Consider the following 23,114-nt stretch of genomic DNA (forward strand, 5'->3'; position numbering starts at 1 on the left):
AGACGGAATCTCAATTAATACCGGCTTGTCCTTTGGCATATATAAGTCTTTGTATTCCTTTTTATAGTCAAATGCTTTTTCACTCATCTTAAAGCCTCCGCTTCCTTTCTCCACTTAAGCCCACCTCACTTATTTCTTTCTGCATCTTTTTTGTAAGAGAATTAAAGACCAGAGAATAGGATATATCAATCCATTTCTTAAGCTCTTCTTCTGGAATTAATCCGTCTACGGTTATAGTATTCCAATGCTTTTTATTCATGAAGTAGCCCGGTGCTACCTGCGGATATTGCTGTCTTAATACATCTGATAATATCGGATCACATTTGAGCGTAATCCTTAAACCCTTGTCAGTAGATATGGCAGCAAACATTTTATTCCCCACTCTGTATCTTGCCGCATCCCATCTAAGATGGTAATCAAGTTCTGCACCTTGCTTCTCTTCACATAGCTTCATTAAGAAATTCAAATCCATAATTCTTTCATTCTCCTTCACTTAGAAGGCTTACCCTCTTGTTGATGGAGTTCAAATGCTCCTCATCACTTAACGAGGGGTCTTTTAAATCGTACCATTTCTTACATGGCAGCTCATTGCATTTTCCGCAGTTTTGAAAAGCCTTCTCTTCACAACATTTATATACAGGGCATGGCTCTCCGCCAATATATTCAGTCCAAAAAGGCTTTCCGCAGACCTCTTCACAACCTGGACATTCCTTTTGGAAAGCATAACATTCGTTACAACATAACCCGCATTTATTAATCATTAAGACAACCCCCTGCACTTTTTAACTCATAATATCACAGTAAACTTGACAACAATGTGTCAAGTTTATCAGAAATGATATATGCCATAGCTGAAGGGGATGCCAAGCTTCCAGGAAAAACCGGGGAGGGCATCGGTGCTGTAATAATTGGTGTGGCTATGTTTTCATGCTCACATTTGCGGCAGGAGTACACGTATCGAACATGTTTGATTACTTTTATTTGGGCAGGAATAATTTTAAGTTCTTGCCTCACTCACGTTTTCGATTGCAAAAGACAAAAAGACAGGGTGCAAAGGGATCAAGAGCAAAACCTTCCTTAACTAAAACGGCTAAGCCATCAATTGATTTGCGTAAATCGGTACTTCCACATGCTAGGTAAACTTGCTCTATGCCAAGGTCGGTTATCATAATTCTTTTAGTGTTCGTACCACTTCTCTAAGTATTGCCGGGGTGAAGCCAGGTTGGATCTCTGTAACCGCATGCCCTACTCTTACAACTAAACCGCAGCCCTGGCCATTAGGCCCTAATTTGTCTATTTCTACAGGCAGCCACTGTGTTGGGACTACTTTGGTAGTATCTACGGATTTAAACTTCCGGAGCCAATACCGTAATTGAGGAAGTTTTATATCGTGCTCTGCACACCATGCTGACGTACTCTGCCCACTAGCTACTGGCACAAGTGGCCTACTTTTTTCCCGGCGCTTGGTACACTATTTTCTTGACGTTCGTACACACTGTGAGAGTCAACAAAAAACTGCAACTTTTTTTATTTTGTTGCAGCTTAAAGTGTAGCCAATATTTACAGTCCTACTATTTGAATGAGTCAAAAAACTTTTTCAAGTCTGCTTTTGTTTCGCAGTTCAAATAATGCCACCTTATACCTTGAATGGCGCCTTCAAGTGCACAAAGTGAGTTAAAACAGGTATCTCCTTCAAGCAAACGCAGCTTTATAAATGCTTCTTTACTGCCGACTTGCCTCAAAGCTTCAACGTCGTTTATTCCTGCCTTGACTAGGCGTTTTTCCATTACCTTACCAATATTCGGCAGGTCGCTCAATAATCTCCCCATAGTCACACCTCATCAAAAGCGTTTAAAGCAATCGGAAGTGCTTTGACAACCTTGTTTCCAACTGCTGGCAGTCCAAGAAGAATTGCACTTTTGATGTCTTCCCTTGTAGCACCTAATTCTTTTGCTCTTTTAACATGGAATGGAATACCGCTTTCTAATCCCACAGCGGCAAGCACTGCGATATATGCTATTTCCCCCATTTTTTCATCAAGGCTGCACACCGCGTCAAGCTTTTGCACTGCCTCCATCCATGCTTTTGAATGCTCTGGCGCTTCTTTCAAAAACACCTGAAATGAATTGCTTACATTTTTGCTATCCATAGTCTTTTTCACTCCCTATAAAAGCTTCATTACTTCGCTTTTTGCTTTTTTATTAAGAATTCAACCTGTCATGGTATTGCTTATATACATCTCAATCTCTTCTCTCCGGCTCTGCTTATTAATTGCGATCAGTACATTCTGAATATCCAAAAGGAGGATTTTTCTCTGTGTCTCTCTGCGTTCCATTATTTTTATGTATATCAGCTTATCTGCAATCTTTGTGCAAAGATGCTTTTCATATGGATTTACCTTGCACTGGCGAACGGTTATTGGTTTCTGATCATCGCAAAATGAAAGGAATAAATCAATAACTTTATCAAATTTGCCATCTTCGTCCCACTTCACATTTTCAGCCAAGTTTTCAGTCGCCGCAAGCTCTCTGGCAAGCTCCTGGTTCGGAACTTCGTCCTTTCTGTCTTGCAGGCAGGCGATTCTGTTCAGTCCCGACATTTTTATTTCACTCCATATAAAATCAAGCTCTTTCCACCGGATGCCTGAGTACCGTTTTCATGCTTTCAGGCTTGCACTTCCTCGAGTCTGAAAAGTAAATCTCGTGATGCTTTCCACCGCTGCCCAGCCTGTGCTTCAATCCCTGCCTCTAATTCGGCACCCCGGCTATCATAGCGATATCAAAGCTCGTTTTAGACCCGTGGCTTTGCGTCCCTGTCTTTCAACAGTTTGACCTTATAATATTATTTAGTTATTATCTATTAACTATTATACTGCTCAAACCTTGTTGAATCTTGTCATATCGCGTTACTATTTCTTTTTTCTTCCTAATTACAACTAATAACAACTTTTCATTAAAATGTTATCTTAAAATATTTTTAATTATTTTTAGACAGGGAAAAGCATTATTTAGTTCTTCTTTGAAATTTTTGATTTTTCTGCCTTAATCGTCTTTAGTTGACAATAATCCAGCAAGCTTCAACTGCCGACTATTATGATAGTATATAGTCCTTGAACATCCTGGTAGTCAAACTACTTATAACAATAATTTACTTATATTACCTGTGTAGTATAGCGATAACTTATGCAAAGCTCTTGTACAAGCAATGTACAAAAGCTTCTTGTCATCCGCATTCATATAATTTTTCTCATCCGTGTCATAAACTAAGACAGCATCAAATTCAAGCCCCTTGGCCATATAGACAGGGACTATAAGCACTCCCGCCATTGTATCAGCCGTATCTTCATTTATTAATTCCACAGCAATCCTGCTATTTATCCTGCTGTATAATTCTTTAGCTTTCTTCATACTTTTACATACAATGGCAATTGAGGAATAGCCGAATTTTTGGCACTGAACGATATCCTGTATTACTGCATCGTCAAGTTCATCTATACTCGATTTGCCCACTATTTCAGGAAAGCTTCCATGCCTGTCAAAGCTTTCTATTGCAATATTGCTATCAATAAATTTTGCGCTGAATGTATTAATCTCATAGGAACATCGAAAGCTTTTAGTCATAAAAACGGTTGTGGTTTTTAGTTTGTTCAATATTGCTTTAATATCATCATAGATAGATAAATCTGCCCATTTTTCAATGGCTTGGTTAATATCACCCACAATCGTATATTTTGCATTCGGAAACAGTATTTTTAATATTTCAAAATGCATGGGGTAGTAGTCCTGTGCTTCATCAACCACGACCTGTTTGATATCAGAGTAGGTACTGCAGCCAGTCATTTTTATTTTTAAACACATTAACACAATCGCATCTTCATAACGCAATTTATCTGCACTAAGGTTTTTGTTTGTATCATCCAATATCTGCTCAATATCCAACGGCAGATTAAGCCCCTTCGAAAGGCGATAAAACAGGGCTTTGTCCTTAAACAATGTCTTATATACTGATAAATAGTCTATTTTTGTAAATTTGTCTATTGTTTTCCTCAAAGCTGCACTTTGCTTTGCTGCCAGCAGCCTTGCAAAAGCTTTTGCGTCGAAAGGGTGATCTGTTTGCTCATATACAAACTTTTCGAACTTTATAAGCCTGTCTTTTCTAAGTTCCTGCAGCCTGTTCATGATTCGGGTTTCAATTTGTTTAAGACGTTTTTCAACAGGTATAAATTTTTTTGCTTGTTTAGTAAATCCATCTTTAACAAGTGGCGGTCTGCAACACATTCACCATTAAAATGAATGTCGCAAAACTCTATCATACGATGCTCAAAATGCCTTATAAACCGTTCAAGCAGAATAAGAAAAGTTTTAGACAGCTTAAACTCTATACTTGACTTGAGCAATTCTTTTTTCTTTGTATCATCTGAGGTTATAATTTCTTCAAGTAATGAATTTCTGCTTTTAACTCCGATACTGTTCTCAAAAATGGTTGCAAAAATATTTTCAAAAGTAAGGGTTGCAATGTTCTCTTCACCAAGTTCAGGTAAAACATTGGAAATATACTGACCAAATAAGAAGTTGGGGGAGATAAGGACAATATTATTCATTCCAAGTTATTCGGTAAGGCCCTGATACATTAAAAAGGCTACTCTGTGCAAAGCTACAGAAGTTTTCCCGCTTCCCGCAACGCCCTGAACAATCACAAGCTCATTCTCAATGTCACGAATAATTATGTCCTGCTCTCTTTGGATGGTTTCTACAATGGTTTTCATTTTTGATGATACATGACCGGATAATACTTTTTTGAGTATATCGTCCATAACACTTACGCTTGAATCAAAAAAATATTGCAGCTTACCATTTTTTATTTCATATTGACGTTTTAACGTAACTTCACCTTTTACAGTTCCACACGGTGCTTGATAGCTAACCTCTCCAAGTTCATACCGGTAGAATATACTTGATATGGGTGCTCGCCAATCATAAACATAGGTGTTATAAGTTTTATCATCCGTCAGATTTCCAAGCCCAATGTATATACTTTCCTTGTCAAAGCCTTCTTCAATGAAATCTATTCTGGCAAAGTAAGGTGAATTTAATAGCTTCTTGTATTTTTCTATTCTTTTTGCGGTAGCTTCATAGTCATACGTTTGCACTTCCAGAGGACTCAGGTGCTGAACCATTTCGGTAAGTTTATCAAAGTCATTTGAAAAATGAGCCGTATTTTCATACATATCCCGTCTTGAAGCAATTAAATTCTCTTTTTTTTCCGCAATATTATGCTGTTCCTCTTCTAATTTATTTTTTACAACAGCAAGGGTCTGCTCTAAATAGTTAGTCTCAATTATTAGATTTTCTTCATATTCACCCATAAAATCACCCCCTACTATTCAAAAGCAATTTCATTATTTTGACAGCCTCTTTAGTAACATATTTCTTGAACTCGTTTTCTTCTGGTATAAGTGATCTTCTAGCAATATAGATAGAAACTTCGCCATGTATATAACAGTGCACGTTGTGAAGTGCATATTTCATCTTTTCTTTTTGCAGTTCTACTCCATACAGATTTCTCCAAATAGTTATGAGGCTGTCAACAAAAGTATCTACCGTCTGTACTGTAGCTATTTCATTACTTTTGGGGCGCTGACCTCCAATTATTTCAACCCATGCTAAACGAAACCACCCCTTATTATTCAGATAGAAGTCTACAAATTAACTTCTCTACGTGATCCTTTACGAAAAACATTTAATAAAGCGAAGTTTCAATTCTCCGGCAATAGTACCAATCGTCGGACAACACTTGACGTCCTTGCCTGACCGGTCACGAAGATACATTATAGGTGTTTATATCTCTATGTAGAATTACAATCTAAAATGAGTGAGATTTGCAAGACCTACGCGAACAGTAGTTTGCACTGCTTTTCCATCTTTCACAACTATTACATAATCCTTATCATCTTGATGGAGGAGTGCTGAATTTGGAATAACTAAGGCCGATGGAATTTGCACGGAAATCTTGGCTATGGCCGTCATCCCCGCCTTTAAGAGTCCATCCGAATTATCCACTGTGACCTTGATCGGAAAAAACTGCCCTGTAGGAATAGAAACTGGGCTAATATAAGCGATTTTCCCCGTAAAGGTTCAAACAACCATTCTCACTCCCTTAAAACAGAACAGATTTATTATTGGATTGCGTAAGTTTGGAACTATTGACAATTTCCAGGGTTGCACAATACGTATCCACAATACAAACTATAAGTGATTCATAATATTTGGGCGGCATAATAGTCAGCGGCCACATATGTTTTTAGATAATATCCTGCTCTATTTCATTTAAAGTAAATATTCTATTAGCATTTTCCAGTGCTATGGACAAAATGGTCCTGACAAAAATCCCCTATTTATAAAACGTTTTTCGGAAACACTTGCATAAATTGATTCTAAAGTCCACCCAATAAAAGCATAAAAAGCAAAAAAGTACTACATCAATAATATGGCTCCTTAATTACCTCTCCCCTATATAAAAAGAAGTCTTAAAAAAGACCTGAGCGAAAGACTGAAAGTACAAGACCTATTGTTATTATTCCGGCAACAGCTAATCCTATTTTTAAAAGTACTATATTTAATTGATAGACTTCTACTCCGGTATGGGCACTCATTCCTGAACCGATAATAATTCCGGCAATAATTATACTTACCGCCAAAAGTACGATACTAAAGGAAATTCGATTGGATATTCTATCTATTCTTCTTATTATTTTTTCAATATCTTGAATCTTAAAATAGAATGTGAAATCCTCCTCTTCTATTCTCTTTATAAAACTAAGGATAAAAATAGGTAATTCCTTTATTAAACTGCTATAATTAGTTATTCCTCTAAAAAATATTTTCGCAAAATATTCTGGCGACAAAGTAGCAAACGCTAATTTTTTAGCGATTGGTTCCGCAATTTCTAAAACGCTTAGCTGGGGGTCAAGTTTTTCTACTAATCCTTCCATAGTAATTAGTGATTTTGCCAGCATTGTAAATTCAGGTGGAAGCATAATTTTATAGGAAAAGGCTATTTTAAAAACCTCATTCAGCAATTCACCAATTTTTAGCTTATTTAGCTCGTGCGATAAATAATTATTTCTTATTGCGTCGAATTCTTTTTCAAGTTTATTTGTATTAACCCTGGCTGTTATAGCATTCAGCTCCATCAGAGCCTCCACAATTAACTTGCTGTTTTTAGAGGTAACACCAATTAATATTTTGAGGAACTGGATTTTACGTTCTTCGCTTAGTTTTCCTACCATACCTAAATCTAAAAAGGCGATGGTATTGTCGGGTAAAACCATAATATTCCCCGGGTGAGGATCGCCATGAAAAAAGCCATCTCTCAATACCTGATTAAATATTGATGTGGCAAGCTTCTTGGCTATCAGCTTACGGTCAATCCCCGCTTTTTCTAACGCGTCAAAATCAGATAGCCGTATCCCGTCAATATACTCCATTGTCAGGACACGTCTTGTTGTATGAATCCAACTGATTGACGGTACTAAAATACCCTTGTCTTTAGAGAAGTTTCTTTTGAAAGTTTCTGCGTTTTCTCCTTCTACTCTAAAATCCAATTCATTTTTTAAAGTATTTTCAAATTCTTTAACCATTTTACTGAAATTATAGAGCTTACCATATTGAGTGTGATTATCAATAAAATAGGCAAGGTCTTTTAATATCTTCAAGTCTAAATCAATATTTCTTTCTATTCCCGGCCTTTGAACCTTAACTACTACTTGTTTACCTGACCTTAATCTGGCGAGGTGAACCTGTGCTATCGATGCTGCTGCCAAAGGTTTTTCAGTGAACTCGGTATAGATATTTTCCAATTTTTCATCAAACTCATTCTCAATTACAGACCTGATATCTGAAAAAGGCAAGAGTTGTACGGCATCCTGTAATTTTTCTAGTTCATTAATAATTTCTTTAGAGAAAAGATCGGGTCTTGTACTGATTACTTGTCCGAGTTTGATAAAAGTTGGCCCTAATTCCTCTAATGCCACTCTTAATCTCTCACCTATAGAAAGTTTTGCATACTCATTTTCCGCTTCGATTTTTATTATTCTTTTTTTGATATTCAGATACCTAAAAAGGCCTAGTTGGTCAATAAAGACACCAAAACCATGCCTGGCAAAGACCACAATTATCTCTTGATACCTTTTAAGATGTTCATATCGATTAATTACCAAATTTAAATCACAACCTATTTTTATTCTTTAACTGATTTCAGCTATACCATTTCATTATACTGGCTCCCCACGTTAACCCCGCTCCAAAACCAATGAGTAATATTATATCACCTGTTTTTATTTGTTTTTTAATAAAGGCTTCGGACAAGATACTGCCGCATTTACAAGCTATGTCTGGAGTGCTAATATTATATTCTACTTTTCTTCTTTCCCTTCGTCCTGCAGTTTTATCCCTGCCAGAAAAACTGCCTGCCGGTGAGCCAGAATATCACGAAAATGATGCCATCGGCATTGGAGAGATGGTTACAGACAAAAATTACAGGTTACCCCAGTATATTTTCTAGGCCTGTTACCTTAGAGGGTTGTAATATTTCACATAAACTTTACCATAAAATATTCGGACGTCCGTACTATATATTTAGTATAACTTGACTTTTTTTAAAGTGTTAATCTTTATCTTCTTTTTTACAATTTGCATTTTGCTCTAACACCTGAATAAGTTGCTCTCTTATAATATTTTTTATATCGTCTTTAGTAAGCAAATCTTCTTTCCTTGCTACATTCACATAGTCTAATGATTCTTTGATTTCGTCTTTAATCAATTTTTTAAGCTCTTCTCGCTGCTCCGCTCCTTTTTTAACTAAGTCGCTAACGAGTTTTTGAGCATCTTTTCTCGAGACTTCCCCTTTATTTACGAGTTCATCTACTACTGCTTCAATTTTTTCTCTTGAGTATGCAAATAAACCTAAACCGAGATTCATTGATCTTTCTAATAAATTTAACATTAATAACTTCTCCTTTCATTATTAAGCTAAACTTTATTCAAATATTATTTCTACCGCATTTAATGCTTGAGGTAAGTTTTCTTCTTCGGAGTCTAAAATTACCTGTATGGCAGTTCCTAACATTGCACCAAGAATCATTCTAGCTATAGACTTAGGAGAATATCTCTCTAAATTCTCCTTCATTGGGATGTCATGTAAAATGTGTTTTTCTATCAAATCAGATAGACCTTTAAAAAGGTTACACAGCAAATCTTTAAAAGAAGAAGACCAGAGGGCTAGGCCTGTTAAGTCATATAGCATGCGAAAAAGTGCAGGATTACTTTTTAACATTTCCCGAAAATATTTTATTAAAGAAGAAATTTTATCTTTAGGGACATCCCCTTTCTGTAAACACTGCTCTACTTCCCTTAAATATTTTTGTGCCATCAGTTTGATAACTTCTGTAAACAAACCCTCTTTATTCTTGTAGTAATAATTTAGTTGGCTTAAAACTACACCTGCTTCATTAGCAATATCTCTTAAAGAGACATTAGCGTAACCTTTTGATGATATGCAGTGAAAGGCTGCAAGTAAGATTTTTTCTGACTGATTCTTCGTTTCTGCGTCTTGTTTCATTTTATCACCCCTTTCACTATAATTCGGACGTACGTCTTACAAAGAATTATATCATTGTTCATTTGTTAAATCAATATAGTCGACCGGGATAGCTTAGATATCCTGGGCACCCCGATATAGTTTTACCTAAGTATAAGACAATAGTTTTTGTTAATGGTTGCTTTTGGCATATGCATGTCGGTTGTTCTGACTTTTGATAATAAAGTCTTAAGGATTCTTATTGTTTTCACCATTTTGGAAAAGTGGAGATTGTCCCTTTTTCCACAAAAATTTTCCTTTTTATTTCCTCAACTAACATCTATCCTGTCAACTCAACCCATACAAAAACAGCCATTATCCATTCTGTCAACTCAACCCTACCTATATCAAGGCAGTTGACCTGTTTCCATGAACACAAGAAATAAGGGTTTTCAGCCTTATTTATTTTCCACCCTTGACATCAATACGACACTCTCAACATGGAACGATAGCATCAGATTGATGTCTGGTATGTATTTTTCTGTTTTTCCGTATAAGGGAACAGGTCGAGCATGGTTTTTATGGGTATTATCGGTTCGCGGGAACAGGTCAACAGTTTTTGCCCTTTCGTGGGAATAAGTCGAGATATGGTTTAATATTTCATTTTGCGATATAATGACCCCCATATTATGCTCACTTATGAGTCTCATTCTCTTCATATTTTCTCTGGATGTGTTTTATCTTTTCAATTGGGAACGGAGCACTTTCTGATGAATGGTATTCTATGGATTCAATCCTCACAACGGCCTCATGGTTATCTGGACCAGCTGGAACAACCACCAAGTCACCTTCGCAAAAATCATCGCTGTCCGCAAGATAACAGTATGTACGGCCACCATCCTCAAATTCCACATTGCAGAAAATAAAGTCAGATTGCCTGCGCTTGGCTTTTCCATATACTCTTTCATCGAAAAGCTCGCCAAGTCCATAAAAAGCCATAAACTCATAAACATTGTTAATGAAGTCAGGCCAGTCTGCAGGAAGGCCCTTCTTGTCAAATGTGCCGGTCACAATGTGCGTATCACCATGTTTAGTAAACACTGTGATCGTATAGTCTTTGCTTTCCAACGGATCTTCGACAACGTCGGGAGGATTACCTTCAATTTCAGAAAAAGCATCTATATCAATATCATCCAAAAACCTTGTGATCCCTTCCTGCACATAATAGCTGTTTGTCACTTTGCAGCCAGTTCCGATTTCTCTAATGTGCTCCAGCGTTTCCGAATCGCGATCAATAGTAAGCAGCTCGTTATAATCCCATGTGACATACTCCCATGTAGTGTCCTCCTGAACTCTGGGCTTGATTTTAGTGTTACGATGATACTTTATCTCAATCCTTGTAATGGCATCCGGATTGCCATCAAACACAAAAAGATCGTTACGTCCCAGTTTTGAACGAATTAAATCTGATAATCCACCTGATGGAGTATATAAATCGTAAATCAGCGGACCGGTAATTTTGTATGTTTGCCCGTCAGTATTTGTGAGTGTTAGGTCCCATGATCCAACATCTGTAACAAAATTAATGTCGTACTCATCACTGAAATAGCTGCTTATTGCCGTCATAATCTCATTGACGGCTTCTGTCGAAATGCTAAAGGACAGCTTTTCAATAAGCTCGTGTTCGTCTCCCATAACACCAAAACGGTATCTTGAAAGCCACACCCGTCCGTCTGAGGTTATGGTTAAGTGCTGTTCGATTTCATCTTCTGGCTCCGGGCAAGGACCATAACAGATATTGTTTGAAGTCAGCTGTATTTTCTGAAGTGTGCCCTCAAATATAAATGTACTTGTTTCTGGTTCCTCAGTAATCACAGCCAGTCTGCCGAACGCAGTGATAAACCAAGGACGATGCTCATCATCCAGCAGAGAAGAATAATCAGCCCAATGCGTTACATATCTCCAATGTGAAAATATTGCTGAGCCAAGAAGGTCAACATCGTCAATTTCATCAATCACTTTATCCAGAGCATCATTTTTATAAAACGCATCATTTGAAAAAGTATCTATAAACCTTTTGCCACAATCCATCTCGAATCTGAAAGTAAAACACTGGTCAGCAAATCCTTCCTCAACCTCTGATTCTACGGTTTGAGGATTCACATATAGGCTATGATATTTTACAGCAAAGTCATGTACTTCTTTTTTCGCTGTCATGCCTTTTCCTCCCGTTAGTCACCGTCGAATATATCATCATATAACATAATCTCTTCAACGCTATATGGACTTTTTTCCTATTCATTTTTCATTTTCTTATAGGTTTTACCGTCCACCTCGATGGTGCGTGTCTCCATAACGGCTTTCTTAACACCGAAGAGGCCGCGCTTCTCAACAAGGGCTTGAACCTTTAACTTATACTTCATAGGATATCCTCATAGACGGCTCTCAAAATCAACAAGAAAACACCTTTTTAAACTCTTGTTCATGGGTCTTCATTTTCGTAACAAATCCAGCATAGTCCGATACATCTACAGGGATTTTTAAGCCATGCTTGGTAATGCTTATATCGTCACGCGGCATGACATTCGCTTCATAAGTCGAGCCGCGATTCATCCATAATCTCAAATCATCCGAGCCTTCCGCTTCTGGGTAAAGATAGTAACCGGCCTTAGCGTCAAAACGGAACATATACGCCAGCACCTGCAAATAATCTCGATTTCCGATATTGTCAATTGGTTTGTACTTTGCATCTGCGATTATTCGTGCCTCATTGTCCCGGCTGATAAAATCCGGGTAAATCAGACCGATATTCCCGTCAAACAAGCGTTGCGCTCCTTTACCTCCTTTATTCATCGGATGATAGAAAATATCCTCAATGAGTGAGCTAACATATTCCTCCCACAACCAAGCGCCGTCAAAAAGGATGCCGTATATTTGCTTTGATCCCGAACCAATCTGGTGTTTTTGGTGCCGCAGAATCAAAAGACATAGCTTTTGCAAATCAAGATATTCTCGGAAATACGCATGGCGAATGGTATTCTTTTTATTCTGTTCAATGATTCTCTCTCTATCGTATGGCTCGTATCCAGGCGTGGCTTCCATAACGAGTTTTACCTCATCCTTTACCTTTATGAGAAGATTGTTTCCATAGGGCTTTCTTTTGATAAATTCTATGGTATGGCGTATCAGTTCCATCAGACTGTTATCATACGAGAACTCCCTCTGACTATAAGCAACATTCCCGGTAAAAGGAGTGTTCTGTTCAATGTGTCTTGCGATATCAATGGTGCCTTTTACATTTCCATCATTATATCTGTGACAAATATATTTCTTAAAAAGGCCTTTTCGCATAGCCGTTTTGAGATAATACGGAAACAGAAACAGCAGGAAATTGAACAGTCTATTATCCTGATTGGCATCAGTTTCTAAATTCACAATATTCGGAAAGTTCAATACTCTGTCGAGGAGATACTGGAAAAAATAATCTCCTTCTTCGCCGCAAAAACGAGACTCAATTATAAGCCGTTCATCTCCGCATCCAAGGAATCCCATAACATTGCCAGAACGATAGGAATCGTTGACGCTCTGAATTATCATCTGATCCCGCGTTATATCCTCAGCGTCTTTTACAACTTCCGGGAACACGAATATACCTTCACGTTCAAGTTGCTCTAATGTCTTGTCAGCTATCTTGCCCGTAAGGTTTCCGATATTAGAAAAGGTATCTTTTTTCTGTTGTGAATTATCCTTGATCTTGAGTAGTTTCATTAACATCACCTTCAACAGGCTTCTGATAACCGTATGCTTTCGCAAATCTGTTCATGATCCCTTCCTCATCGTACATTCCATGAATGTATTCCTGCAGAAGCGGCTGCAGATAATCCGTCCAAAGCTGATCGAAATCGAGAGTCTTCAACTTTAGGAAATAGGCTGCGCCAATTTGGTAATTTTCATTTAAATCCTCGACATTTGCGATTTCCTTATTAAGTGCAGACATTCTCTTGATTGCCTCGGCTTCCAGTTCCTCGTTTTCCAGGGAAGCCAGCATCTCAAGACACTCATCCGCTTTAAGCTCTACGAATCGGAAACGCCTGCGCATAGCAAAGTCAAAGCTGTCTACAGAGCGGTCGATATCATTCATAGTACCGATGATATAGACATTCTCTGAGATATAAAACTTCTCATCCGGGTCAGAATGCAGAGTTGCATATTGCGTGGAAATTTCTCCAGCTTTGCCGCGGTATCCAGGGTCTATCGCAAAGAACAGTTCACCGAATATTTTTGAAATTTCACCACGGTTAATCTCATCGATAATGAAGATGTACTTTTTCAGTTCTTCCTGCTTCACCTTTGCCTTTGAGCCCGCACTTTTTTTAGCCTTGATTGCTTTGTAAATTGCAAAGTCATAGGAATATGCCTGTGTTGCAAATGACTTTCCGAAGAACGTCGTGATGTCTTTTATCCTATCGAACTTCTGACCGGATTCCAGCATCTTTTTGACTTCATCCAGATTCAGAGTGAGTTTATTAACGGTGGCGTTTCCCGGAATGGAAATATTAATGTGCTTATCATCCACGCTGGTAATGGTAAACTCATTGCCGTTAATCGTCTTGAAGGTATCCACGCCAAGTTCGATGTTGGAGAAGAATTCTGTCATGGATTCCTGTACGGAGATTTCCTTCTCTATAGTTTCCTTGGATTTCTGGGAGTCTTCATAATTCTTCCTAGCACGGTTAACAAACTTCTTGAAGATGCCGTCCTGCAGTTCAAAGCCCATAGTCCCATCGTCATTTATCTTCGGTCTTAATCCTTCGACGAAATCAGAGTAGTCGTAACTCGGATGGAACTGCACAAATTCCACTTGCTTTTTTTGCTCATCGGTGAGAAGAGTGTAGTCGTCAAAGTACCCATTACTAATAATGTCTGTAGCAATTTCCTTTGCAAGATATGACTTGCCGGTACCTGGCGCACCTCTGAAAATCAGGTTCTTTGATGCTATCAGCATAGAAGAGAAGGGATTTCTGTAGCCCTTGAACTGCTGGACAAGTTCCTCCTGAGCCGCCGCCTCGGTCTCCGCAGCTTTTGTCTCTTTCTCATCTTTTTCACGGTAGGTCAGAATGAATTGATCTCCGGGTTCTCCGAAACGCTTAAGGCATTCCTGAACGAAAATAATCGTTGAAAAGATGTTCCAGCAATAAATGACGAACTGTCTACCATTATCATAACCGTATGTCAAATACTCTATGGTATTCCGATGCTTTTTGAATTCATCCACGCTTGTATAGATACCACGGATCATTTCGGTGTCCGGATTGTATTTGCAGATAGGGAAATTTTCCTTTTCTTCCACAGACAGACCTGCAATCTGCTTCTCGAATATCTGACATGCAATGCGAGGCATGGTCTGATTTGAATTTCTTCTTTCACCTTTACTATAGGATCGTTTAACCACATCACCGTTTGCCTTCTTGAAATACACATCAAGCGGCTTATAGTTGTCGCCGAGACCCAGGTTATCCATTGTGAAACGCTCATCCGTAGATTCAATGCTCTCAGCAGTAATGGACAGTTCAAACTTTTCCTGTTGTTTTGCTTGAATATTGAAATCCTGACCTTCCAGATAGCTCTTTGCTTCCACGGCATTAAATCCCTCTGTAGAAATATCCGTACCGCTTGCTATATGAGCAGCTACGGCCACCACATACTTCGGCGGGTATTTCTTTCCATCCTCAGTCACAAGTTCATACTTTGTGCTCTGGTTATGGAAAGGTACTCCGTTCTCATCGATGTACTTTAAGGCGTCGATGATGTCCTGTTTTTTTATTTTTGGTATAGCCATGCTGCACCTCCATTAATTTGTTTCGATTCTCTTATATAATCTCCATCAATTTTTTGTTCACCTTCAGCCACTCTTGGTCATTCTCGAAAGTGGGCAGCACGGTTTTCACTCTTGCCCAGAATGCGGGGCTATGGTTCTTATAGGTAATGTGGCTCAATTCATGCACCACGATATAATCGATCACGGAAAGAGGACACATGATAAGCCGCCATGCAAAGTTCAAATTATTCTTCGTGCTACAGGAACCCCAACGTGCCTTAGCCTCGGACAGCTTAACCGTCCCCGGGGTAACACCCATGATATTCGCATACTGAGCAACACGCTCTGTTATGATCTGCATAGCCTGTTCCTTGAGCCATACAGTCAGGGCTTCGACATCGTAATTCTCCGGGACAATCAGTTCGTTCCCAGAAACCTCGACCACATCAACCGCATCCTTTATGATGGCATAACTGCTGCCGAGGTACATAATGCTTTCACCTGTTTTTACAACAACGGGTGGATGCTTTTCTCCGAAGACTGCCACCTGCTGCTGTTTTTCATTTATCCAGCGCTTTTTTTTACGGACAAACTCATCAATTACCGTGTCCGGCATAAGAATCGGAGCGCGGACAATAAGATTTGCCTCGTTATCTATCACAAGCGCCACGCTCTTCCTGTTGGAGCGCACCACTTGATATGCTATTTTCTGCATCAAACATCCCTCCCGAAATGCTGGTAGCCAAGTTCCATCAGTTTCTGTGCGACATCCTTACGGCGTTTCACGATATCCGGCACGTACTTTTTGATCTCCGGCGAAATAAGCTGCTTGATTATGTATGTGCGGAGTTCCTGCTGCAAGGCTACATTATTCCAGAAGTTAACGGCCTCGGTTTCCTGTTTGAAGCGGCTCAAAACGTCGTCCGTCAGATTCTTCAACACGCCCATCTGCTCCTCTGACAGTTCCTCAAAAGCCTTCTTGCCGTAAAACTCCGTCTTCAATAGACCAAGGAACGGCATTTCATGAGTAGCCTCATATCCGTAGGTGTTTTCTTTTGCACGTCCGGCTTTGATGTCATGGCGCAGCTGTTCAAGAGCCTTACGAAGTTCAGCCCAGTTGTTCTTGAACTCCTCCAAAATCTGCTCAAGCCTTTCACTCAGTCGGGCATACAGTTCCGGGTCTTTAGGCATATTGATATTGATGAACTCACGAACGGCGTACTTGATTTCTTCGCTTACCGCGCGATCACTCTTTTTCTTGTCTTCACCTTTCAGAAAATCATCTGAAAGCAAAGAAATCGGTGCAATTTCCATATCCACGCCGTTGACGGTGAGGTATTCCTCAATAATGGCACGGACTTTCTTACTGGCATCCTTGTTGGAGAATCTCGGATTCCTAGTCATCTTAGCGACGGATTCACGAATGAAAGCCAGCGTCTTATAATCCTCGCTGTACTCCAGCGCAGCAGGATTCGGAAGAACTCGGTCAAACAGGCGGGATATTACAGAAAACCGCCCGTTGTATTCTTCGCGCAGTTCCTCGTCAACGCAAAGTTCCTCTATGATATCAGAGGTCTGTGCCAGCGCATATCCGACCTTCTCATTAAGGAACTGAATAATCTCGTTGTACGCCGTATTTAATGCATCGATATCTTTTGATTTATCACGGAGGGAAGCCATGATCTCATCCCTATCCGCATCTGCATAATCGGCAAGTGCGTCCTTGAGGTGGTTTGTAATTCCAACATAATCCACCAGGTAACCGCACTTCTTATTCGCTCCGCAGGTACGGTTTACTCTCGTGATCGCCTGCAGGAGATTGTGGTTTGTCAGCTTCTTATCAAGGTACATGACCTGCTCGACAGGAGCGTCAAATCCCGTCAGCAACATAGCTGTTACGATAAGAATACCGTAATTGCCATCGCCGCCCTTGAGACCTTTCTCTCCGAACGGAGCCTTAAAGCCATCAATGATCTTTTCGTTTTCGCTTTCGTTGGTGTACTGCTTCAGATGCTGATCCTCATTCGCGCCACCAGAAGATATGATGCAGGCGGTTTTGAGTTTCTTCAGCTGTTCAATATCGACATGGTTCGGATTGCTGCGCTCCAGTTCCGCGATCTTTGTAGGCAGAAGAGTGTCAATCGCTTTCTTATAACGATACGCCGCTTCCTTACTGACTCCCACCACCTGCGCTTTGAATCCATTAGCGAAGACGGTGCTGATATAGTGGTCGAGCATATCGGCAGCTTTCTCTTTTATGACTTCCTCTGCCTCAAGGTATCCTCTGACCGTATATTTGCCGAGAATCTCAAGCTGCTCCTCATCATCAAGATATCCGAATATGTCAATGAAGGCATGGTTCATGGCATCGTGATCTGTGATCTCGCTGTCTGTGGCACGGCCTTCATATTTTATTTCCACGACAATGCCATCTTCTTCAGCCTGCCGCATTGTATAAGTGTCTATGTAACCGCCGAAGTTATCGATCGTCTTTGTAATCGGAGTTCCGGTGAATGCGACCTTGACAGAGTTCGGCATACTTTTCCACATATTTGCTGCCAACTCGGAGTATTCGGAACGGTGCGCCTCGTCAATCATTACGAGGATGTGTTCATCAGTATTCAGAACGGGGAATGTCGAGACGGAAGTTCTCTGTTCCAAGGAGGCAGATTTCTTCTTGCCCTTTTTGTCCTTGTTCTCTTCAGCCTCGCCAAATTTATGAACCATCGCGACCGTGACGTCGCTCGCCGTGTTTGCGATAAGTTTCTTCAATCCCTCGATACTGTCCGCCGTATTGACCGCATACTTCACTGTCTTTGTTGTCTTAAACATCTGCGTCTGCAGGTCTTTTCGGTCAACGATTAAAACGACCTTATAATTATTCAGGTCAAATGAGTTATACATCTTACGGATGACAAACATCATCGTGAGGGTTTTGCCTGTACCCTGGGTATGCCAAAGCGTTCCACCTTTTTCTCCTTTGGCGGCAGTGCGCAGACGCTCGATGATCTTGGACGCTCCGCGGTACTGCATATAACGGGGAACAAGCTTCACACGGATGCCGTTGTCCTCGTCCTTGTAAGCAATGAAGTTCTGTACAATATCAAGAAGGTGAGAAGGCTCAAGCATTCCCGCCACGGCTATCTCCTGGGCAGATGGTTTTCCGTTCGGATTGATGTCTCGCAGCTTATATGGATAGGCATCCTTCCACTCCATAAAATGACTGACGCCGCCAGTAATACTGGAATACCGGCAGTCATGAAAACAGGTGGATATGACTATCTGGTTAAAGTAGAACAGTTCCGGCACGCCTTCCAGTTCTTCAGCGCCTCTGCGGTTCTGATAACGCATCAGTTGGTCGATGCCCTCCGCCATCGGCTCCGTAATATCCGGTGCTTTGCATTCGATTACCACGAGAGGAAGACCGTTCACGAACAGAACGATATCGGGGATGATATACTCCTCTTTTCCGGGAATACGAACCTTGTACTGGCTGATTGCCAGAAAGTCGTTGTCAGTCGCATCGGGCCCGTCATAGGCATCCACATCCGTCCAGTCGATCAGCCGCACCGGGCAGTTTACCTCGCCAGTTTCCTCATTGTCGGCCGACAGACCTTCCGTAATGCGGTCGTATACTTCTTCGTTATTTTCAAGAATCTGTCTCAACGGATGTGGATAGTTCTGCACTTGAACGCAAAGATCATCGATCTGCACATCGTTCAACCACGGATTCAAACGCTTTAGAGCAGCTTTCAGGCGCGACAAGATAACAACCTCCGAGAAAGACTCCCGGAAGCTCTTCTGCGGATCGTGCTTTTCGCTGTCATCCAACTGGACAACTGTCCATCCCAGCTTTTTCAATTGTTCAAGCAGTGGAGTCTCAACATACATCAGTTCAGATGGCCTTCCTGCCATAAACGCCGCCTCCTTATATCATAGTCACGTCTACCAAGCCAAACAGTAAATCATGCATTAGTCCCGCTTTGATACTTTCCATCTTGTTATAGTACTGTACCTCTCGGTCTATCTTCTCATCTATTATCCTTAGTTTTTCTACGATTGCTTCTTGTTCCGGCTCACTCAATACCGGAACTTTAATTTCAAGAATGTTTTTTAAAGGCAACTTTGCCTGAACCTCTCCAACCGTACCACTCGCAATTTCTTTCTGTCCGTACTCCGATTTGAGGAAGTAGTACAAAAACTCAGGACTATAGCCTTTGATGTTTACAATTTTGGAGCAGTTTTCCGTCAAGTTGGCTTTATCGAGAGTTTCTCCCACAAGAGCAACCGCACCGACAGTTCCGACAATAGAAATAATCAAATCACCGGCATCTACTATGTATCTCGAAATCTTGTGAAAATCCGATTCCTCCACATACATGAAATCGTCCGTTAATTCCACAACCTTCGGTTTTGTCATATCTCTAACGCGGATGTATGGGTGCGCTGTTTTAGCAATCGTCAATTCGGAGCCTTTAGGGACGCGCTTGCCACCAAGTGCATTAGCAAAAGTTCCCATTTTAACAGTATTCTGATCCTCGATACTGTCGGTAAGTATATCTTGAACAACACCTTTCATTAGAGATGTGTACTTCTCGATTAAATCCCGCGTCTTATCAATAACATCATCAATAGACTCCAGCACCTCCACGATTCTCTTCTGTGTCGGCACATCAGGAGCCTCAAATACAAACTTATAAAAATTTCCCTGTGTCAGTCCTTTGATGGTCGTTCCCGTGAGAATGTTTTTCATAAAATCCGTAAAGATGTATGAGTTCAGAACATAGTACAGATATTCAGGCTCGACAGAGCCGTCCTTTGAACGCACCAAGAAGATATGGCTGTTAAGGGTAGCCTGCTCTGGGCAATCTACCACAAAAGCGGTTTTTCCAACGGTACCATCTTTTGTCACCAGCAGGTCATTCTCTCGAAGTTGGATGCCCTTGTCCTGTTCAAAACGGTCAACAGAAACATGATAACAGTCATCCCAATTGATTCTGCCATTGATGAAATCCCATCCGGTTACAAGATAGGCTCCCTCTGTCCTGAATTCATCTGACCGCAGTCCTTGCCAACCGATACGTGCCCGCAGGGAAAAGCAGTCAATCAATGTATGCTTTGTCATGGAGGTCATATGTTCGCCTCCTTTTTCGGGATATAGCCAAACTTCTCCAGGAAGCTGTTCAGCTTATCCTCAGCTTTCATTCTCTCATCTAGAAGCGTGGTGACGGAAACATAGTATTTCTCCCACAGCTTATTGACCGCACGGATGGTTTTTTGCACCTCAGCAGAAAGATAAGCATCCAGTTCTTCCACAAATCCATCATAGAGAAGCTGCATTACAAGGTCTTCACACTGCTCTTCAGTTAGTTTTTCTCGGATGGCGTCGATCTTTATCTGAAGTTCGGATTCCTTCTTTTTGACGTCTCTATTCAGACGATTCTTTTCCTTTTTGAGAGTGGCGATCTGTTTCAAAGAAGCCTTTGCCTCATCTGTTCCAAGGCCTTTGAGGTAGGACTCCACTTCCTTGACGGACGGCTCATTCGGTTCTTTCTCCTCATCGTCTTCTTCGGAATCATCGTCATCGGTTTCCATTTCGATAGATGCAATATAAGCCATCAGGTCAGCCAAAGCATTTTCCGCTTCATCACGAATCTTGCGCAGTTCGTTCAGTTCGTCTACAAAATACTCTGATGCGATCTTATCATCGCTGACCAGTGAGGCAACAAAGCCCTCGGAACTAATGGTCTTAAACACATTCTTTATGCGGATAACTTCCTTTACATCAACCTTTGTTTCTTTGCCCTCAACAGACTGCTCGATCTCTGTGTATTCGCGAACGGTATAGCTGTGTTCCCACCAGTTGGCGAACACTCCCTGGCATTGGAACTGATCCAGGATGCCGATTGGTTCAAGCGTCTCCACGAGCAGGTTGGTGTACTTGATGGCAAACTCTGCAATGCCCATATCGGTATGGACACTATTGATGGCAGGTGCAGCCTCTTTCCAGAACCCCTCGAACGCGCCGTGCATCCGCTCCTTTGCACCGAGGACGCCCGCGTGTTCAGAAATGTAGGATTTTATCAATCGCTTCGTGGCGCATCTCTCCAGAAAGTCGGAGTATCCGTCTCCTCTGTCTGAGAAAATGTCCGAAGGAGCAATGTCGTATTTCGCAAGCAGACCGTTTAGAGCATCGATCTCCACATTTGGCACTCCACCGAGCATATGCGCACGGACATCATGCGGCTCTTGCGCGGGTGAGTTATCGACATAACGGCTAATGTTCAGATTGGCATCGTTCGTCTTTTCATCAAGGATATCGTCAATCTTTACGATTTTGGAATATCCGGGAACCTCGACCATGTTGTCGAACACCCAGACGATTTTCTCGGTATCCTCGGGGCGCAGGAAGTTCTGATTCTTTCCTTCGCCGTACTCTGCGTCAGCATTGATGATCAGTATCTTGCCCTCAAGTTTCTTCGGCTTTTTCTTGTTGATGACCAAGAGACAGGTGGGTATGGTGGTGCCGTAGAACAGATTCGGCGGCAAGCTAATAATCGCCTGAACGATGTCCTGCTTGTCGGTGAGGATTCCCTTACGGATGGTCTTCTCTGCACCACCACGGAACAGAACACCGTGAGGCATAACAGTTATCATCATACCGTCCGGCTTTGTGCTGGCAATCATGTGCTGCACAAACATTAAATCGCCCTTTTTGCCCGTCTGCGGAGCCCAGCCGTATACGAAACGATTCTGACACTTCATCTTGTCGTTCTTTGTATAGTTCTGCGAGAACGGAGGATTGGCGATTACACGATCAAACTGACGTACCGAGCCGTTCTTCTGCCAGTAGGGGTCCATCAGTGTGTCCCCATGCTGAATGTCGGCATCCTTGATGTCGTGCATGATCATGTTCATCTTACAAATCGACCATACCGTCGCAGCGTCATCCTGTCCGAACAGTGCCAGCTTGCGACCGTCGCCGCCTTGCTCCTCGACATACTGTTTACTTTGGATGAGCATACCACCGCTGCCGACCGTAGGATCGTAGATTTCCATATTCTCCTGCGGCTTAATGATTCGCACCATTAGTTGAACGACCGTTGACGGCGTATAAAATTCTCCGCCTTTCTTTCCGGCAGAGTCTGCAAAGTTCTTAATCATGTATTCATAGGCTGCTCCAAGCAGGTCTGGGAATACAAAATTGTCATTCGTCAGCTTATGCTTATTGAAGTGCCATATAAGCTGCACCAGGCGCTCGTTCGTAATAATCTGCTTGTTCTTGACCTTTTTTGCGAAGTCAATGTTCTTCAAAACGCCATCAAGCTGGCTGTTTTCCTTCTCTATGGCAACAAGGGCGCGTTTCAGCTTGGCGGCCACATCCACCTTGACATGGAGCAGTCCTGTCCAGCCGTCGCCGTTATCCTCACACTCCCAGCGCGCCTCACGAGGTACAAAGAAAGTACTACCGTAAGAAGTCTTATCCTCAAGGAAATCTTCCAGTTCTTCCGGCGTCAAATCATCCTTATATTCCGCTTCTAGTTCCTTGCGTTTCTGTGCAAAGTTATCTGAAAGCCTCTTCAGAAAAAGCATCCCGAAGATGTACTCCTTAAACTCAGAAGCGTCCATTTTGCCACGGAGAATATCTGCCGCTTTCAACAGATGGCTTTCCAATTGAGATATTGTTAATTTAGGCATGATAAATTCTCCCTTACGTTTT

Annotated in this window: 24 protein-coding genes, 2 pseudogenes and 1 riboswitch; of the genes and pseudogenes, 1 reads left to right on the forward strand and 25 read right to left on the reverse strand. The window is 41.1% G+C overall.

Translation table 11 applies throughout. The annotated features are described in order from the left end of the window. Positions 1-88: 88 nt before the first annotated feature. The 17 genes and pseudogenes from RDV78_00005 to RDV78_00085 all read right to left on the reverse strand — a co-directional run bounded on the left by RDV78_00005 (position 89) and on the right by RDV78_00085 (position 9,618). Positions 89-493, reverse strand: coding sequence for an MmcQ/YjbR family DNA-binding protein (locus RDV78_00005; GenBank protein MDS1028882.1), 405 nt, complete (start codon positions 491-493; stop codon positions 89-91). Continuing rightward, positions 480-761, reverse strand: coding sequence for a DUF3795 domain-containing protein (locus RDV78_00010; GenBank protein ID MDS1028883.1), 282 nt, complete (start codon positions 759-761; stop codon positions 480-482). The genes RDV78_00005 and RDV78_00010 overlap by 14 nt, the downstream gene beginning before the upstream one ends. Before the next feature lie 64 nt (positions 762-825). Further along, positions 826-1,014, reverse strand: a pseudogene (locus RDV78_00015) (IS66 family transposase zinc-finger binding domain-containing protein). Next, positions 1,011-1,169 carry an IS66 family insertion sequence element accessory protein TnpB gene (gene tnpB, locus RDV78_00020; protein ID MDS1028884.1) on the reverse strand — a complete coding sequence of 53 codons (159 nt, stop codon included), beginning with the start codon at positions 1,167-1,169 and terminating at the stop codon, positions 1,011-1,013. The pseudogene RDV78_00015 and the gene tnpB overlap by 4 nt, the downstream one beginning before the upstream one ends. Next, complete coding sequence (locus tag RDV78_00025) at positions 1,166-1,438, reverse strand: helix-turn-helix domain-containing protein (GenBank protein MDS1028885.1); 273 nt, start codon at positions 1,436-1,438, stop codon at positions 1,166-1,168. The genes tnpB and RDV78_00025 overlap by 4 nt, the downstream gene beginning before the upstream one ends. A gap of 133 nt (positions 1,439-1,571) precedes the next feature. After that, positions 1,572-1,829 (reverse strand): TfoX/Sxy family protein, encoded by a 258-nt coding sequence (locus tag RDV78_00030; protein ID MDS1028886.1) that lies wholly within the window; start codon positions 1,827-1,829, stop codon positions 1,572-1,574. Between the two features lie 2 nt (positions 1,830-1,831). Next, on the reverse strand, positions 1,832-2,149 hold the full coding sequence (locus tag RDV78_00035) for a carboxymuconolactone decarboxylase family protein (GenBank protein MDS1028887.1): 318 nt from the start codon (positions 2,147-2,149) through the stop codon (positions 1,832-1,834). A gap of 60 nt (positions 2,150-2,209) precedes the next feature. Continuing rightward, positions 2,210-2,599, reverse strand: coding sequence for a hypothetical protein (locus RDV78_00040; protein ID MDS1028888.1), 390 nt, complete (start codon positions 2,597-2,599; stop codon positions 2,210-2,212). A 152-nt stretch (positions 2,600-2,751) separates the two neighbouring features. Beyond that, a riboswitch (cyclic di-GMP riboswitch) is annotated at positions 2,752-2,843 on the reverse strand. 291 nt (positions 2,844-3,134) lie between these two features. Continuing rightward, positions 3,135-4,178 carry an ATP-binding domain-containing protein gene (locus RDV78_00045; protein ID MDS1028889.1) on the reverse strand — a complete coding sequence of 348 codons (1,044 nt, stop codon included), beginning with the start codon at positions 4,176-4,178 and terminating at the stop codon, positions 3,135-3,137. After that, positions 4,175-4,600 (reverse strand): hypothetical protein, encoded by a 426-nt coding sequence (locus RDV78_00050; protein MDS1028890.1) that lies wholly within the window; start codon positions 4,598-4,600, stop codon positions 4,175-4,177. The genes RDV78_00045 and RDV78_00050 overlap by 4 nt, the downstream gene beginning before the upstream one ends. 6 nt (positions 4,601-4,606) lie before the next feature. After that, positions 4,607-5,365, reverse strand: coding sequence for a hypothetical protein (locus tag RDV78_00055; GenBank protein MDS1028891.1), 759 nt, complete (start codon positions 5,363-5,365; stop codon positions 4,607-4,609). A 490-nt stretch (positions 5,366-5,855) separates the two neighbouring features. Beyond that, entirely contained in the window at positions 5,856-6,059 is a 204-nt protein-coding gene (locus tag RDV78_00060; protein ID MDS1028892.1) for a hypothetical protein, read from the reverse strand. A gap of 300 nt (positions 6,060-6,359) precedes the next feature. Further along, the gene (locus RDV78_00065) at positions 6,360-6,449 is read right to left on the reverse strand and encodes a hypothetical protein (protein ID MDS1028893.1); all 90 of its coding nucleotides are present in this window, start codon (positions 6,447-6,449) and stop codon (positions 6,360-6,362) included. A gap of 77 nt (positions 6,450-6,526) precedes the next feature. Further along, positions 6,527-8,218 (reverse strand): 2-polyprenylphenol 6-hydroxylase, encoded by a 1,692-nt coding sequence (gene ubiB, locus RDV78_00070; GenBank protein MDS1028894.1) that lies wholly within the window; start codon positions 8,216-8,218, stop codon positions 6,527-6,529. A 37-nt stretch (positions 8,219-8,255) separates the two neighbouring features. Further along, positions 8,256-8,366 (reverse strand): 3-oxoacyl-[acyl-carrier-protein] synthase III C-terminal domain-containing protein, encoded by a 111-nt coding sequence (locus tag RDV78_00075; protein MDS1028895.1) that lies wholly within the window; start codon positions 8,364-8,366, stop codon positions 8,256-8,258. 298 nt (positions 8,367-8,664) lie between these two features. Next, on the reverse strand, positions 8,665-9,003 hold the full coding sequence (locus RDV78_00080) for a hypothetical protein (GenBank protein MDS1028896.1): 339 nt from the start codon (positions 9,001-9,003) through the stop codon (positions 8,665-8,667). 33 nt (positions 9,004-9,036) lie between these two features. Then, a complete protein-coding gene (locus RDV78_00085; protein ID MDS1028897.1) occupies positions 9,037-9,618 on the reverse strand; it encodes a TetR/AcrR family transcriptional regulator in 582 nt (193 codons plus the stop codon). Between the two features lie 95 nt (positions 9,619-9,713). On the opposite strand from RDV78_00085, the pseudogene RDV78_00090 reads away from it, so the two are divergent. After that, positions 9,714-9,803, forward strand: a pseudogene (locus tag RDV78_00090) (very short patch repair endonuclease). Between the two features lie 466 nt (positions 9,804-10,269). Here the strand turns inward: RDV78_00090 and RDV78_00095 are convergent. The 8 genes from RDV78_00095 to RDV78_00130 all read right to left on the reverse strand — a co-directional run bounded on the left by RDV78_00095 (position 10,270) and on the right by RDV78_00130 (position 23,092). Continuing rightward, on the reverse strand, positions 10,270-11,793 hold the full coding sequence (locus RDV78_00095) for a hypothetical protein (GenBank protein ID MDS1028898.1): 1,524 nt from the start codon (positions 11,791-11,793) through the stop codon (positions 10,270-10,272). A gap of 77 nt (positions 11,794-11,870) precedes the next feature. Beyond that, positions 11,871-11,999 (reverse strand): hypothetical protein, encoded by a 129-nt coding sequence (locus tag RDV78_00100; GenBank protein MDS1028899.1) that lies wholly within the window; start codon positions 11,997-11,999, stop codon positions 11,871-11,873. A 28-nt stretch (positions 12,000-12,027) separates the two neighbouring features. Continuing rightward, entirely contained in the window at positions 12,028-13,344 is a 1,317-nt protein-coding gene (locus RDV78_00105; GenBank protein ID MDS1028900.1) for a hypothetical protein, read from the reverse strand. Then, positions 13,319-15,415 (reverse strand): AAA family ATPase, encoded by a 2,097-nt coding sequence (locus RDV78_00110; protein MDS1028901.1) that lies wholly within the window; start codon positions 15,413-15,415, stop codon positions 13,319-13,321. Before RDV78_00110 ends, RDV78_00105 begins: the two co-directional genes overlap by 26 nt. Before the next feature lie 31 nt (positions 15,416-15,446). Further along, positions 15,447-16,109 carry a SprT family zinc-dependent metalloprotease gene (locus tag RDV78_00115; GenBank protein MDS1028902.1) on the reverse strand — a complete coding sequence of 221 codons (663 nt, stop codon included), beginning with the start codon at positions 16,107-16,109 and terminating at the stop codon, positions 15,447-15,449. After that, positions 16,109-19,309 (reverse strand): HsdR family type I site-specific deoxyribonuclease, encoded by a 3,201-nt coding sequence (locus RDV78_00120; protein ID MDS1028903.1) that lies wholly within the window; start codon positions 19,307-19,309, stop codon positions 16,109-16,111. The genes RDV78_00115 and RDV78_00120 overlap by 1 nt, the downstream gene beginning before the upstream one ends. 13 nt (positions 19,310-19,322) lie before the next feature. Beyond that, positions 19,323-20,528: a restriction endonuclease subunit S gene (locus RDV78_00125; GenBank protein MDS1028904.1), complete on the reverse strand. Its 1,206-nt coding sequence runs from the start codon at positions 20,526-20,528 to the stop codon at positions 19,323-19,325. Continuing rightward, positions 20,525-23,092, reverse strand: a complete 2,568-nt coding sequence (locus RDV78_00130) for a class I SAM-dependent DNA methyltransferase (protein ID MDS1028905.1) — start codon at positions 23,090-23,092, stop codon at positions 20,525-20,527. The genes RDV78_00125 and RDV78_00130 overlap by 4 nt, the downstream gene beginning before the upstream one ends. Positions 23,093-23,114: the final 22 nt, after the last annotated feature.

Source organism: Bacillota bacterium LX-D, assembly GCA_031628995.1.
Taxonomy (GTDB): domain Bacteria; phylum Bacillota; class DUOV01; order DUOV01; family Zhaonellaceae; genus JAVLUO01.